This is a genomic window from Chitinimonas arctica (assembly GCF_007431345.1).
GTDB lineage: Bacteria > Pseudomonadota > Gammaproteobacteria > Burkholderiales > Chitinimonadaceae > Chitinimonas > Chitinimonas arctica.
Map to the genome: position 1 here is coordinate 2,844,053 of NZ_CP041730.1, position 14,621 is coordinate 2,858,673.

The 14,621-nt window shown below is 61.9% G+C and carries 11 protein-coding genes; 4 read left to right on the forward strand and 7 right to left on the reverse strand.

What is annotated here, in order from left to right:
* Nucleotides 1–5 precede the first annotated feature (5 nt).
* From FNU76_RS12860 to FNU76_RS25040, 4 genes are all read left to right on the forward strand, one after another.
* Entirely contained in the window at nt 6–2,195 is a 2,190-nt protein-coding gene (locus FNU76_RS12860) for a sensor histidine kinase (RefSeq protein WP_144278573.1), read from the forward strand.
* Nucleotides 2,185–3,459, forward strand: coding sequence for a sigma-54-dependent transcriptional regulator (locus tag FNU76_RS25035; RefSeq protein WP_144278574.1), 1,275 nt, complete (start codon nt 2,185–2,187; stop codon nt 3,457–3,459). Before FNU76_RS12860 ends, FNU76_RS25035 begins: the two co-directional genes overlap by 11 nt.
* A gap of 878 nt (nt 3,460–4,337) precedes the next feature.
* The gene (locus tag FNU76_RS12870; RefSeq protein WP_179958103.1) at nt 4,338–6,143 is read left to right on the forward strand and encodes a M4 family metallopeptidase; all 1,806 of its coding nucleotides are present in this window, start codon (nt 4,338–4,340) and stop codon (nt 6,141–6,143) included.
* Between the two features lie 97 nt (nt 6,144–6,240).
* Nucleotides 6,241–7,803, forward strand: coding sequence for a M28 family metallopeptidase (locus tag FNU76_RS25040; protein ID WP_144278575.1), 1,563 nt, complete (start codon nt 6,241–6,243; stop codon nt 7,801–7,803).
* Between the two features lie 278 nt (nt 7,804–8,081).
* Here FNU76_RS25040 and speD read toward each other — a convergent pair whose 3' ends face one another.
* The 7 genes from speD to FNU76_RS12905 form a co-directional block, all read right to left on the reverse strand.
* On the reverse strand, nt 8,082–8,462 hold the full coding sequence (gene speD / locus FNU76_RS12880) for an adenosylmethionine decarboxylase (protein ID WP_144278576.1): 381 nt from the start codon (nt 8,460–8,462) through the stop codon (nt 8,082–8,084).
* Entirely contained in the window at nt 8,459–10,063 is a 1,605-nt protein-coding gene (locus tag FNU76_RS12885; protein ID WP_144278577.1) for an NAD(P)-binding protein, read from the reverse strand. The genes speD and FNU76_RS12885 overlap by 4 nt, the downstream gene beginning before the upstream one ends.
* Entirely contained in the window at nt 10,060–11,559 is a 1,500-nt protein-coding gene (locus FNU76_RS12890; RefSeq protein WP_144278578.1) for a polyamine aminopropyltransferase, read from the reverse strand. Before FNU76_RS12890 ends, FNU76_RS12885 begins: the two co-directional genes overlap by 4 nt.
* A 124-nt stretch (nt 11,560–11,683) precedes the next feature.
* Nucleotides 11,684–11,896, reverse strand: coding sequence for a DUF350 domain-containing protein (locus FNU76_RS12895; protein WP_144278579.1), 213 nt, complete (start codon nt 11,894–11,896; stop codon nt 11,684–11,686).
* Between the two features lie 71 nt (nt 11,897–11,967).
* Entirely contained in the window at nt 11,968–12,543 is a 576-nt protein-coding gene (locus FNU76_RS12900; protein WP_144278580.1) for a hypothetical protein, read from the reverse strand.
* 12 nt (nt 12,544–12,555) lie between these two features.
* Entirely contained in the window at nt 12,556–12,702 is a 147-nt protein-coding gene (locus tag FNU76_RS24115; protein WP_179958104.1) for a hypothetical protein, read from the reverse strand.
* Nucleotides 12,702–14,531: a DUF4178 domain-containing protein gene (locus FNU76_RS12905; RefSeq protein WP_223879007.1), complete on the reverse strand. Its 1,830-nt coding sequence runs from the start codon at nt 14,529–14,531 to the stop codon at nt 12,702–12,704. The genes FNU76_RS24115 and FNU76_RS12905 overlap by 1 nt, the downstream gene beginning before the upstream one ends.
* Nucleotides 14,532–14,621: the final 90 nt, after the last annotated feature.

Genomic DNA, 14,621 nt, shown 5'->3' on the forward strand with positions numbered 1-14,621 from the left:
TGGCCATGCCATTGCGCAATACCCTGATCCTGATCGGCTCGCTGGCCGTCATCCTGTTGTTCATGTTGGCGACCTCGATCGGCAATTCCACCGTGTTCGGCCGTTATTACCATCCCTTGCTGGCGCTGAACGTGCTGGTGGTGGCGGGGCTGGTCGTGCTGGTGGGAGCCCGTCTGATGCGTTTGCGCAAACAGGTGCGGGCCAGGCAGTTCGGCTCCCGGCTGGCCTGGCGGCTCACCCTGATGTTCGGCATGGTGGCCATCCTGCCGGGCGCGCTGGTCTACACCCTGTCGGTGCAGTTCCTGACCAAGTCCATCGAAACCTGGTTCGACGTGAAGGTGGATACCGCCCTGGACAGCGGTTTGAACCTGGGCAACCAGATGCTCAATTACTCGCTGGACGACCTGATGCGCAAGGCGCAGTTGATGGCCGGCGAGCTGTCCAGCGGCGAAATGGACGAAGCGCACCGTACCCTGACCCGGCTGCGCGAAGCCACCGGGGTGCAGGAGGCCAGCCTGTTCGACGGGCGCGGCCGCGTGCTGGACCACGTGGGCGACACCTATGCCAACCTGGTGCCGCTGGTGCCGGAGCGCGCGGTGCTGAAGCGGGCGCTGGAGCAAAAGCCGTATCGGCAACTGGAGACCACCCCCAATTACGGCCTCAGCCTGCGCGTCATCGTGCCGGTCAACCCCAATTACGCCAGCCAGTCCGGTTTTGGCGGCGAGATACGCATCCTGCAGCTGATCCAGCCGGTGCCCAAGCAATTGGCCAGCGATGCCGAAAAAGTGGAGGAGATGCGCAATGCCTACAAGCTGCTGTCGCTGTCGCGCGCCGGGCTCAAGCAGAGCTACAGCCTGACGCTGACGCTGGCGCTGCTGCTGGCGCTGTTGACCGCGGTGGTGCTGGGTATGTACCTGTCCGAGAAGCTGGCGGCCCCGCTGACCGTGCTGGCGGCCGGTACGCGGGCCGTGGCGCAAGGCGACTTTTCACAGGTGCAGCCGGTGGTCAGCCAGGATGAGTTGGGCACCCTGACCCATAGCTTCAACCGCATGACGCGGCAGTTGTCCGATGCACGCGACCAGGTCGAGCTGAAGCAGCAGGAAACCGCGGCGGCCAAAGCCTATCTGGAGACGGTGCTGGGCAGCCTGACGGCGGGGGTGCTGACCTTCGACGAGCAATGGCGCCTGCGCGCCGGCAACCTGAGCGCCGGCAATATCCTGCATGCCGATATCGATAAGCTGGACGAGCGGCGGCTGGATGACTGCCTGCTCGAGTACCCGCACCTGAGCGGCTTCGCCATCGGCGTGCAGCAAGCCTTCGAGGCCGGCACCGAGGACTGGCAGCGCCAGCTCGAGGTGGGCTTCGATGGCAGTACCCGCATGTTGCTGGTACATGGCGCGCGCCTGCGTGGCGAGGTCGATCAGGCTTCGGGCGCCGTGGTGGTGTTCGATGACGTGACCGACCTGCTGCGTGCCCAGCGCGATGCCGCCTGGGGCGAAGTGGCCAAGCGCCTGGCCCACGAGATACGCAATCCGCTTACCCCCATCCAGTTGGCGGCCGAGCGCTTGGCCCACAAGCTGGCCGACAAGCTTGACGATGCCAGCCGCGAGATCCTGACCCGTTCGACCAATACCATCGTGGCGCAGGTCGGTGCGCTCAAGCGGATGGTCGACGAGTTCCGCGAGTATGCCCGCCAACCCTCGGCCGAACTGGCGCCGGTGAACCTCGCCAAGCTGCTGGACGAGATCATGGTGCTCTACGAAACCGCGCCGATCGAGCGCGAACACGTGGGCGACGGAGAGCTGGTGGTGATGGCGGACATCACGCAATTGCGCCAGGTTGTACACAATTTGTTGAAAAATGCACAGGAGGCAGTCAGTGGCGATATATTCGGCCGCATCAGGCTGCGCACCGAAAGACGCGAGAAAGCGGTACGATTGTCGGTTGAAGACAACGGAACCGGTTTCAGTGAGGCGATTTTGCAACGGGTTTTCGAGCCTTATGCAACGACCAAGCAGAAGGGCACGGGCTTGGGATTGGCGGTGGTGAAGAAAATCATCGACGAACACCATGGCCAGATCGTCGCTTTCAATGTCGAACCGCACGGTGGTTGCGTGCGGATCGACTTGCCGGCTGTAGTAACAATCAATGCTGATAACAGCCTGAACTCAGGGGAGAACGCGCGTGGGGAGTAACGATATCCTGATCGTCGACGACGAGATTGGTATCCGCGAATTACTGTCGGAGATCCTGCAAGACGAAGGCTACCGCGTGGTGGTAGCCGAAAATGCCGCCCAGGCGCGCCAATTCCGCAACAAGGGGCGCCCGTCGCTGGTCCTGCTGGATATCTGGATGCCGGATACCGATGGCGTGACGCTGCTGAAGGAATGGGGCAGCAATGGTCAGCTGACCATGCCGGTGGTAATGATGTCGGGCCATGCCACCATCGATACCGCGGTCGAAGCGACCCGCATCGGGGCCTTCGATTTTCTGGAAAAGCCCATCGGGCTGCAGAAGCTGCTGGCTACGGTCAAGCGGGCGCTCAAGCACGGCGAGGTGCAACCCAAGGTGGCCGAGAATTCGCTGGCCGGCCTGGGCAAGAGTCCGCTGATCCTGATACTGAAGAAGCAGCTGGACCAATCGCAGAACCTGGCCTTTCCGCTGCTGCTGACCGGCGAGCCGGGCAGCGGCTTTGTGGCCTGCGCCCGCTACCTGAGCCCCTCCACGGCGCCGTTCGTGGCGCCGGACAGCCAGGATGCCCTGATCGACTCGGGTGCGGACCTGGTGGCCCGGGCCGCCAACGGTTCGCTGTTCCTGCGCGATATCGGCCATTACGAGCGCAAGGCGCAGAGCGCCCTGGTCTCGCTGTTGCCGAAGCTGGATAAGCACAATGTGCGGCTTATCTGTGCCACCAGCCGCAGCCTGCCGGAACTGATCGACCGCTTCGATCCGGCGCTGTTCACCTATCTGTCGCAGATCGTGGTGCCCTTGCCGGCCCTGCGCGAGCACCGCGACGATATCCCCGAGCTGGCGGAGCACATCCTCGCCAGCGTGGTGGAATCGAGCAAGACCAGCCCGCGGCGGTTCGCCTCCTCCGCGCTGAACGCCTTGCGCCAGCATGATTGGCCGGGTAATCACGAGCAGCTGCACAATATCGTCAAGAGCCTGGCGCTGACTTCGACCGAGGTCGAGATCGATGCCGCGCCGGTCAATCGCGTCTTGTCGCAGTTTTCGCCCCCCAGGGCGCAAGCCGTGACGGTCAGTGGACCGCAGTTCAATTTCGACCAACCCCTGCGCGATGCCCGCGACGAATTCGAACGGGCGTATTTCGATCACCATATCGGCCTGGAAGGCGGCAATATGAGCCGCGTGGCCGATAAGGTGGGCTTGGAGCGCACCCACTTGTACCGCAAGCTCAAGCAACTGGGTGTGCAGGTAATCAAGCGGCCCAGGGTGTAGCGAAAGCCCCACCCAGCGCGGTACGCGAAATGTGGTTCAACGCCCGGCCCTGCCGGGCGTTTTTGCGTGTGCCATGCGCCATCCCGGACTGGCGCGGCTAGCCGGAAGGAGGGTGGAATTTTTTGGCGCCTGCCAAGATGCCATGATTTAACCAGTATCTCATATATGCCGTTGGCATTGTTGCCTGAGTGGGCAATCTTTTTCCGAAAGCACTGTTCCTGCCGTCCTGGCACATGCCCCACCTTCCCGTCCCCATGCGATTTCCAGCCATTCCGACCTTAGCGAACTGGTCCGCAACCTACCCTGGCATTTCTGGCAACTTGTATGGCGGTAACAGTTGTGTTGCATGGACAACCCATTCACCTACCGTTCGTCGGCTGATGACATGCGCATTTTGACCTACCCCATTTCCTTGTCTACTACCCAGTAGGTCTATTACACGAAAGGCACTCGAACGGTCGTGCACCGATTCGGGGTCGTGCAGCTGGTGTTTTCTCGCCCGGCAGCTCAGTTTTCCCAGCAAATTTGCTATGCCGCACCGTAATTTGAACGTTATTCACTGACGCGACGATTCTGGAGCGGTCGCTTGCTCAAGCAGGCAAGTCAAATCGAATGTCATAAAGCCACGGCTTCGGCTTGGATCGGACAAGTCCGCATCGCGGTGTCGGCGAGGTGTTCCCGCCAGCACCCGCTGCGGTGGAACTGAACGCTGGTTCCTCTACTTTTCGGCACTTTCCGGTAGTGGCGACACGCAACGTAACGTCACATCTATCAGTGTGGCGTGCGGGGAGGCAACTTGCCGGCTATCGACGGCAAGCATTGCCAGATTGGGGAAATGGGTCCCCTTGGTAGTCACTTGGAACAGAGGAAAAACAACAATGAAGCACGCATTTCACGCAGCAGCACGTCCAGCCCTTCTGTCCGTTCTGGTAATGGGCGCTATCAGCGCCATGGCGGCGGAGCGGGTGAACCTGGAGGGGTTTTCGGCCAAAGCTGCGACGGTAAGCGGTGGTACGCTACAAAATATGCTGGGCCTGGCAAACGATGAACTGAAGCCTTTGCGTAGCCAGTCGTACGCCAACGGCAAGGTCGTTACCCGGTATCGGCAATACCATCAAGGCGTACCAGTTTGGGGAGTAGGGGTCGTCGAGCAGCGTAATCCAGGCGAGGCACAGCCGCTGCTGTCGGGTGCCATGTTGAGGGGCGTGAGCATCGATATGCCTAGCGCCAAGCCAGCCTTCTCGTCTTCGGTCGTGTTGGCCCAAGCCAAATCCCTGGCCAAGGCAGGCGCAACCGAGAACGACACAGCCTCGCTGTTCGTCAAGCTCGACAACGGTGTCGCCCGACTGGTCTATGTCGTCTCGTTCATGGTCAATGATGCGAAGGCACCGTCCAGGCCGCATTTCCTGATCGATGCCAACACCGGTGTCGTGATCAAGCGCTGGGAAGGCCTGGCGCACCGCGATGCCACCGGCCCTGGCGGCAACACCAAGACCGGCCAGTATGAATATGGCACCACCTATGGTCCGCTGGTGGTGAACGACAATTGCCAGATGAACAGCGGCAACGTCATCACCGTCAATCTCAACCACGGCACCAGTGGTTCTTCCGCCTATCAGTTCACTTGCCCACGTAATACGGTCAAGGCCATCAACGGTGCGTTCTCGCCCCTGAACGATGCGCATTACTTCGGTAATGTCGTGTTCAATATGTACAAGGACTGGTTCAACCTGCGTCCTATCTCCCAGACCCTGTACATGAAGGTGCACTACAGCAGCGGTTATGAAAACGCCTTCTGGGACGGTAGCGCCATGAGCTTCGGTGACGGCGCCAGCACCTTCTATCCGCTGGTATCGCTCGACGTGTCGGCTCACGAGGTCAGCCACGGCTTTACCGAGCAAAACTCCGGACTGGAATATTCCGGCATGTCCGGCGGGATGAACGAAGCCTTCTCCGATATGGCCGGTGAGGCCGCCGAGTACTACATGAAGAACGGCACCAACGACTTCCAGGTCGGCGCCGAAATCTTCAAGTCCTCCGGCGCACTGCGCTATATGGACAATCCACCGCGCGATGGCCGTTCGATCGGCAACGCTTCGGACTACTACGATGGATTGGACGTGCACTATTCCAGCGGCGTCTTCAATAAGGCGTTCTACACCCTGGCCAAGAAGACCGGCTGGAACACCCGCAAGGCATTCGAGGTGATGGTGGATGCCAACCGTCTGCACTGGCAAGAGAACAGCACCTTCGACGAAGGTGCCTGTGGTGTGGAAAAGGCCGCGGTGGCACGCGGCTACACCAAGGCTGACGTGACTTCGGCGTTCAGCGCGGTGGGCGTGCATTGCGAAGACCAGCCGCCACTTCCAACCAATGAACTGAAGAAGGGTGTGCCGGTCACGGGCTTGGCTGCCGCCAAGAACGCGAAGCTGAACTACACCATGGCGGTGCCGGCCGGCGCCCGGAACCTGACCTTCACCATGTCCGGCGGTACGGGCGATGCCGATATCTACATCAAGTTCGGTTCGGCACCGACCCTCACTTCCTACGACTACCGTCCTTACAAGTACGGCAATAACGAAAAGGTCACCATCTCGACCGGACGTACCGGTACTTACTACGTGATGATCAACGGCTACTCCGCGTTCAGCGGCGTGACCCTGGTCGGCAACTATCAGCAGTAAGCCTCCCGCTGTCTGCCCCGCTCCATTCGGAGCGGGGCTTTTCCTTGCCCAGTCGATTGCCACGCCGCGTCGCTGTACGTGGCCTAAGGAGTATTTCATGCAACGCAGAATCATCCCTCTGCTGCTGGCCGGACTTTGTCTCGGCAGCCAGGCCGATCCGCTCAATGGCTCAAAAAAGGTCTGGATCACGGTCGGCGACGCCGCTTTTACCCAATTACAGAAGCTGGCTCCCAAAACTGTCGCTAAAGACAGCCGCGCCATGACCGCCAGCGCCGGGATCGGCAGGCAGGCAGGTCTGGAGCGTGTCCACCTGGTCCAAGTGGACGAGTCGCAATTGCACGATCTGTCGCATGCGGTCCACCATGAACTCAACCGCTGCGGCGGCTTTGCCTTCCATACGAGCGAAGCGGCGGGCCGCAAGGCGCTGTTGCAGCAGGTGGTGCCCGCCCCGCTGGCCAGCCGCCCCAGCTACACCATCGATAATCAAAGCGTCGTCAATCCCTTGCTGCCGCAGCTGCAGGACAGCCAGATCGCCAGCACCATCATCGATCTGTCTGCCTTCACCAACCGGTATTACACCAGCGCCCATGGCGTCAATTCGTCCAATTGGATCAAGCAGCGCTGGACCCAACTGGCGACTGGCCGTCCGGACGTCACGGTGGAGCAATACAGCCATAGCTGGGCGCAGAAATCGGTCATCCTCACCATCAAGGGGACCGACAATGCCAGCGAGGTGGTGGTCATCGGCGGCCATCAGGATTCCATCAACGGCAGCGACCGCAGCGAAAACGCCCGCGCCCCCGGGGCGGACGACGATGCGTCCGGTATCGCCAGCATGACCGAGGCGATCCGGGTGATGCTGAACAGCGGCTACAAACCGCGTCGTACCATCAAGTTCATGGCCTATGCCGCCGAGGAAGTGGGTTTGCGCGGTTCGGACGATATCGCCCGCAGGTTCAAGGCGGATAACGTCAATGTGGTTGGCGTGGTGCAGTTGGACATGACCAACTACAAGGGCTCGGATGCCGATATCTATATCTATACCGATTACACCGACAGCTCGCAGAATAATTTCCTGGTCAGCTTGATCAATACCTATCTGCCCACCTTGCGGGTAGGCTACGACCGCTGCGGCTACGCTTGCTCCGACCACGCCTCGTGGAGTTCGCAGGGCTTCTTCGCATCCATGCCGTTTGAATCGGCCATGAACGATTCGAACCCCCGTATCCACACTACCGGCGATACCTATGCCAACTCCGGCAGCCAGGCCCTGCATGCGCTCAAGTTCGCCCGCATGGCCGTGGCCTTCGCGGTGGAACTGGGTAGCGATGGACCCTCCATCCCACCGCCGGGCGAAAAGGTGGAGAACTTCACCGGTAGCGTGACCCGTAACCAGAAGCTGAACTATGGCCCATTCAAGGTAGCAGCCGGTGGCGGCTTCGTGGCCGAGATGACCGGTACGGGCGATGCCGATCTGTACGTGCGCAAGGGTTCGGCGCCTACCACCAGCAGTTATGATTGCCGTCCCTACAAGAGCGGCAGCAACGAGACCTGCAGCCTTGTCGTCAACCCTGCCGGCGATGTATACGTCATGGTGAATGGCTATACCAGCGGGACCTCCACCTACAACCTGAAGGTGACCTATCGGGCGCAGCCGTAGCTTGGTGACGCGCTGAACAAATGTGAAGGCTGAACGCTTGGATAATCACCCGGCGAAGCCGGGTGTTCATGGTCCGTGATAAATCAACGATCCCTCGCTGTTTTATTCCACTCCCCCCGCCCTCGCACCCGTAAAGAGTAGGCCGTGGTTGTATGCCCCTAAAGGGGCAACAACCACGCACCCGCCGCGAGGGGGCCTCGCTAACGCTCGTTTGGTGATTTGTTCAGGGGTTTCCAAGCAGCCTTCCCGCCTGATACTGGCGGGAAGGCATCTCCGCGTCACGCGCTCTCTTCCAGCCCGCGCTGCAACCGCTGAATCTGCTGGCGAGCGGGTGCGAAAGCCTGTAGCAGCGACTGCAATAGCGCTTCGGCACGGGCGGAATTGTCGCCGCCGAAATTGCAGACATAGACGTCCAGCGTTACACCGCCGCGCTCCGGCCAGGTATGGATGGCCAGGTGCGATTCGGCCAGCAGTACCACGCCGGTCATGCCGCCAGGACCAATTGGACCGTCGGGAAACCGGTGCCAGCAATCGGCAACCGCTTGCAGGCCGCAGGCGGCGACCCGGTCATGGCAAAGCCGGGTCAACAGGGCGACGTCCACCAACAGGGCATCGGCGGCGCAGTCATACAGGTCGGCGGTCAGATGCAGGCCGTTCATGTGCTTGTTCCTTTATCGCCCAGCAGCCAGCGGGCGGCCCGAATTCCCCAGTAATGCGCTTCCTCCGCCAATGAAAAGCCGCTTAGATCGGCATGTGCCAGCATGACGCGGGGCTGTGGCTGGCGCAATGGCAGCAGGTGGCCGTCCAGCAGGCCCACGGTAGGGCGGGCCATGGCATGGCCCCAGCGGCAAACGTCCAGGCGCGTGGTCAGGTCGAGGATATCCGGGTGGGCACGGGACAGGTCGGCCAAGATCGACTGGGCCCATTGCTCGCGCGTACGGGTCCGCAGCAGCTGCCGCCCGGCGGCGGGGCTGGCTTCGCTCAGCGGTCGGTAGTAGGTGAGCACGCTGCCTTTGCCATGCAGGGCCAGCGATTGATGGTTGGCCACCACATAGCCCAGGCCCTGGCCCTGGTACAAGACATTGTCCCAGCTGAGCGGGGCTTGTTCATGCACTTGCGCCGGCACGTCCTGCACGCTCAGATTGGCCACCAGCCACGGTGCATAGCTGAAGCGCGCGGCGGCGGCGCGCCATTGCGGCGGCAGATCCGGCCAGATATGCGGAAGAAAACCCACCGGGCCGGCCCACACCAGCCGCGCGGCGCGGTAACGCACGCTACGTTGCTCCCGGGCCAGGTAGACATCCACATCCACGCCGGTCTTGTCGGCGGCAATGCGCCAGACCATGGCATTAGCGCGCAGCCAGGGCGCCAAGCGTGCCGCCAACCGCCGGCTCAGCCAGCCGTTGCCTTCCGGCCAGGTCAGCACGGTATCGCTATCGGCATTGCTGGCCAGACCATGTCGGCCGGCAAAATAGTGGATGCCGGCCCAGGCTGATGCTTGACTGTAATCGGTGCCGTAATCGTCGCGGCAGGCGTAGTTCACCCACCAATGCAGCGAGGGGGCATCGAAACCTTCCCGCCGCAACCAATCGCGCATGGTCACACTATCCAAGGCGCGATCCCGCTCGCCACCCCGGGCGCTCGGCACGGTGAACTGGGCCTTGCCGGCGTGATCGCGCGCCGCACCCAATTCGCTCATACGGTCGATAAAGCGTTGCTGCTGGGCCCGCTCGCTGGCGCCGATGCCGAAATGCGGTAGCAGGCCGTCCTGCCACACGCCGTTGATAAACAATCGCTCCTGCGGATTGAAGCAGAGATGGCGTTCTTCATACTCGGGCCTGGCGGCGAATGGGTCGCCGCGCAAGACACCGAATTCGGCCAGCATCTGGCGAAGTTCCGGCGCATCCGTGCCGGGCAAGGGCAGGTAATGGGCTCCCCAGGGATAAGCCGTCAACGCATTGCGGCCGCTGAGGCAGTTGCCGCCCGCTTCGTTTTCCAGCTCCAGTACGGCAAAGTCCTGCTGGCCGTTGCGTGCCAGCCACCATCCGCAGGCAAGCCCAGCCATGCCGGCACCGACGATCAGCGCATCGACCCGGCGGGTCTCGCTCGGCGGCGGGAAGGCGCCGCCATCGCGCAAGCGGTGGCCCAGGGTCATATTCGGCCCGATCAGTTCTCCTGGCGGCAGCGGCGGCGGGCGCTTGCCGGCGCAGCCGGCCAGGCCGGCCGCCGCGCCTGCGGCCAGGAAGTCGCGACGCTTCATCGCTGCACCTGCTTCCATTCCTGCTCAAAGGTACGCACCAGCAATTGATTGTTCAGGCGATTCACCTCGGCGGGCACACGCGCCATATCGGGCGGGAAGTTGAACAGCGTCGGCAAGGCGGTGGCATCGATAAAGCGTAGCCCCGCCGGCAGGCGCGTGGGCAGGGTATAAGGCTCCCGCCCGGCCAGGATAAAGCCCCATTCGCCGAAACTGGGAACCAGGGCATGGTAGGGCTGGCTGCCGAGGCCGACGCTTTCGATCGTTTGCACCACGGTCCAATAGGCATGGCGGGCATACATGGGCGAGGTGGCCTGCACCACCATCCTGCCCCGCACATTGAGGGCGCGTTCCACCAGGCGGTAGAAGGTATTGGTGTAGAGCTTGCCGACGGCGTAGTTGGTCGGGTCGGGGAAATCCACCACGATAAAGTCGAAAGCATCCTGCTGGCGATCCAGCCATTGGAAGGCATCGGTATTGATGATATGGACGCGCGGGGAATCGAGGGCGCCGCCGTTGAGCTTGCGCAGGGCGGGATGCGTCTTGAACAGGTTCGGCATGGCCGGGTCCAGCTCGACCAGGGTGACCGACTCGATTTGGGGGTATTTGAGGATTTCCCGTATCGCCAACCCGTCGCCGCCGCCCAGCACGAGCACCCGCTTGGCCCAGGGCAGGCTGGCCAGGCCGGGGTGGACCAGGGCTTCGTGGTAGCGGTACTCGTCGCGCGAGCTGAATTGCAGGTTGCCATTGAGGAACAGGCGCAGCTCGCTTTTCCAGCGCGTCAATACGATGCGCTGGTAGGGAGTGGTTTCGGCCAGCACGATATTGTCTTCATAGAGCGCCTGCTCAGCCACGCCGGAGAGCTGCTCCGAGCCGGCGAAGCCAAGCGCCACCAGCAACATCGCCAGCCCGCCTTGCATGCCCAGGCTACGGCGATTGGGCAGTTCGTGCCGGAACAGCCAAAGTGTCCAGATCGCCACCCCGATATTCATCAGTCCGAACAATAGCGCGGTTCGCACCATGCCCAGCTTGGGCGCCAGCCACAGGGGAAACAGCAGCGATACCGCCAGCGCGCCGATGTAGTCGACGCTGAGCACTTGCGACACCAGTTCCTTGAAGGGCAGGCGGGGTTCCAGCAGGCGCATGACCAGCGGAATCTCCAGGCCGACCAGGATGCCGATCAGGCCGACCAGCAGGTAAAGCAGAAACAGGAAGGGTCCGCTCAGCCAGGCGAACGCCCAGAACAGCATGGCGGCGGAAAAACCGCCCAGCAGGCCAACGGCCAGCTCGATCTTGATAAAGTTGCTGGTCAGGTCGCGCTGTATCAGCTTGGATAGCCACGAGCCTATGCCCATGGCGAATAGATAGACCCCGATAACGGTGGAGAACTGGGTGACGGAGTCGCCGATCAAATAGCTCGACAGGGCGGCAGCCACCAGCTCGTAAGCCAGGCCGCAGGCGGCGACGACAAAAATGGAAAACAGCAGAGCGTAGGGCATGGGCAGCCGGAAGTGCCAGCAAGGGGACGGTTGCGGTGGATGCCCGCGTCAAAGCGGGCGAGGAATGCGGGGGTGGGCTCGTCTGGTACCGGTGAGCCTCATCCTCGGATCGACGACCAGCGGGCTAGTGGATTGCCGAGGCTACGATAATGGCCACACCCAAACACATGGCGCCGACTACGGTGGCCAGCGCTTGGTTGCGTTCTTCGACCAGGTTTTTCCACAGATCGTAGGGCGTCAGCTTGTCGATGATGATAAAGGACAGCCAGAACACCGCTATGCCCAGCAGGGAATAGACCAGCGAGGCCAAAATGTAGTCGAGTTTCAGTAGGTCCATGCCTAGCTCCGGTTATTGATGATATCGCGCTGCTTGGTTGCGGAGGTCCATCACTTCGTCGTCTCTCGCACTCACCGATTGGAGGGTGCGCTATACAAACTCCGTTTTCTCTTTTGCTCGGCAAGCCCGGCGGCCAGCAGGGTTATAGCGAACAGACCAATCAGCAACAGCCAGAAATTGCCCCAGAAGGGCGCATCGCGCACCAGCATGATGTGATCGGTCAGTCCCTCCGGCTTCGCCTCGGTTTTCGCCTCGATCTGCAGCATATATTCGCCCGGCGGGACTTCCGCCAGCAGGGCATCGTCGCGCTGGCTGCCTTCGCTCCATCTGCCATCGTAATCCGTGCCGCTGTAATAGCTCAATTCCCGGGCCAAGTGAATGGTGTCGCCATTGCTGCGGTTGATCAACGCCAGGTCGGTGAAGAGCCAGCGGTCTTGCAGCGGGGCCGACTGCCGGATTTCCAGGTTGCCGCTACCTTCGATGCGGATGGGTGGGGTCTCCAGGCTGCCTTCGGCCGAATTGGGCGGAATGATCAGGAAACCTTCCCATACCTTGCGCTCGGCCGCCCGTCCGCTACTGATTATTTGCAGCGTCAAGGCCAGCAGGCAAAAGTAAACGAATGCCTGCAAGTATTTCCGGCTGTCCATGCCTGGTTCCGCTTATTTATGGTACAGCCTGGCCGCGCCGGGGCCGCCGCGATCGCGGCTTTCGCCGGTCGCACTGAATAGCGGATGGCCATTGAACTGGCCATAACCATATAGCGCGGTGGCCAGGCTGGCGGCGATCAGATAGATACGGAAGAACATCAGTCGTCGTCTCCCCCGCTGACTAGCGGGTAATCGCTCTCGGCCCAGCGCCGGATCTCGAATCTCTGGCTGCGCCACCAGGCCAGCAGGGGCACGATGGACAGTCCAAACAACAATAGCCAGAAATTGCTCCAGATGGGGACGTCGCGCACCAGCATGATGTGGGCGGTCAGGTCCTCCGGCTTGGCCTCGGTTTCGGCGTCGACTTGCAGCACATAATCGCCCGCCGGTACCTCCGCCAGCAAGGCGTCGTCGCCCTGGCTGCCTTCGGTCCAACTGCCATCGCTATCCACGCCACTGTAATAGCTCAATTCCCGGCCCAGGCGGATGGTGTCGCCATTGCTTCGGTTGATCAAAGCCAGGTCGGTGTAGAGCCAGCGGTTTTGCAGCGGGGCCGACTGCCGTATTTCCAGGTTGCCGGTACGCTCGATGCGGATGGGCGGGGTGTCCAGGCTGCCTTCCGTCGCATTGGCCGGGATGGATAGATCGCCTTCCCATATCTTGCGCTGGGCAGCCACGCTGCTGAAGATCAGCTGCAGTACCACCGCCAGCAGGCAAAAAGCGCCAAAGGCCAGCCAATACCGACCGTGGCTAGTCGGACTGGGTTGGTTTGCCGCCACACCGACCGCGGCTGGCAATGGCTTGGCCGGCTTGAAGGCCTCGCTCACTTCCGTGCCGGGGAGGTATTCGGACAGGGTCCAGCTCAACTCCTTTTTGCTGAACTCGGCCGACAGCAGGTAAGGCGGCGAGATAAAGTCATGCACCTGCACGCTCTCACCGACTGCGACCCGCCAGGTAAATTCGCCCAGCACTTGGCAGACCTCGGCCTGGCACTTCTGGAAGTGTTTGTACTTGCGATTCAGGAATTCGACGCTGGACCGTGCTCCCCAAGTTGCAGTGGGTTGGCGGCTGACCGGCTTGGCCAGGTTCCAGTGGCCCTGTGATTCGACCAGCCAGGCATAGCCGGCATCCGGCGCGTGCAGCAGGTACTCGTTCCAGTAGTAGCTAAGGCTGTCGATAACCGTGACGCGCTTCAGATAGCCGATGACGGTATAACTACGGCCGCGCAGCTTGCCCTGGCTGCCCATGGGCAGGGAGGGCTGGTCCAATATGCCCTTGACGCGGCTGATGATGGCCAGGTTGGCGTCGTTCGGATCGATCACCGAGCCGCAGTGGCCGCAACCTACCGCCAGCGTTTCCGGACCTCGGGCCGACAAGGGCGCGCCGCAACTGGTGCATTTGAACGCGCGCGCCTGGGTTTTGCGCACCTGGACGGTGTCGGTCGGCGCGGCCGGATCGAGCACTTCGTCCAGCGTGGCGGCCGCGCCCAGATAAACGCGGGGCGGCGTTTCACTGTAGTCGAGGCTGGCGAAGCGGGTTTCGGAGCGCAGATCGACCGCTGGTGCTTCGTAGCCGGGCGTGGCCTTGAAAGGCAATTCGCCTTCGACCGCCACGGCGTGGGCATGCTCGATATTGCTGACCGTGAAACTCTCGCCGTCGAGCTTGGCTGTCATGCCAGGGGTAAAGGACGCCAAGGGCGGCAAGGCGGTCTTGAGGGTTTTTTCGAAGGTGACGTAACAAAGCCCGGACCCTTCCGACAGCCAGCCCAGGCGGCCGTCGTCGAAGCGGGCATACCACTCGTTCCAGAAGCCATCCTCGTAAGCCAGTTGCAGGCGGCCGATCAACTCGAAGCCGACCTTGCGATAGGCGCCGCGAAAACGCAGCTTGAACGGACTACGGTCTTCCGCCAGTTCCGCCATCTTGCCCAGGTTTTCCAGGTCGGCATCGTGCCGTACCAGGGTACTCCGGCAAAAGCCGCAGACAGCCATGATGGATGCGGCGGAGTGGAATTCGACTGGGGCGCCGCAAGAAGGGCAGGGGGCGGTACGCATGGACGAGGGTATCGGGTAGGTCGTCCG

Bases quoted from the DNA above. Each gene is read 5' to 3' on its own strand.
- FNU76_RS12860 (WP_144278573.1), top strand. From the start codon at position 6: ATGCCATTGCGCAATACCCTGATCCTGATCGGCTCGCTGGCCGTCATC.
- FNU76_RS12900 (WP_144278580.1), bottom strand. From the start codon at position 12,543: ATGGACAGCCGGAAATACTTGCAGGCATTCGTTTACTTTTGCCTGCTG.
- FNU76_RS12870 (WP_179958103.1), top strand. From the start codon at position 4,338: ATGAAGCACGCATTTCACGCAGCAGCACGTCCAGCCCTTCTGTCCGTT.
- FNU76_RS25040 (WP_144278575.1), top strand. From the start codon at position 6,241: ATGCAACGCAGAATCATCCCTCTGCTGCTGGCCGGACTTTGTCTCGGC.
- FNU76_RS12895 (WP_144278579.1), bottom strand. From the start codon at position 11,896: ATGGACCTACTGAAACTCGACTACATTTTGGCCTCGCTGGTCTATTCC.
- FNU76_RS12890 (WP_144278578.1), bottom strand. From the start codon at position 11,559: ATGCCCTACGCTCTGCTGTTTTCCATTTTTGTCGTCGCCGCCTGCGGC.
- speD (WP_144278576.1), bottom strand. From the start codon at position 8,462: ATGAACGGCCTGCATCTGACCGCCGACCTGTATGACTGCGCCGCCGAT.
- FNU76_RS24115 (WP_179958104.1), bottom strand. From the start codon at position 12,702: ATGTTCTTCCGTATCTATCTGATCGCCGCCAGCCTGGCCACCGCGCTA.
- FNU76_RS12885 (WP_144278577.1), bottom strand. From the start codon at position 10,063: ATGAAGCGTCGCGACTTCCTGGCCGCAGGCGCGGCGGCCGGCCTGGCC.
- FNU76_RS12905 (WP_223879007.1), bottom strand. From the start codon at position 14,531: ATGGCTGTCTGCGGCTTTTGCCGGAGTACCCTGGTACGGCACGATGCC.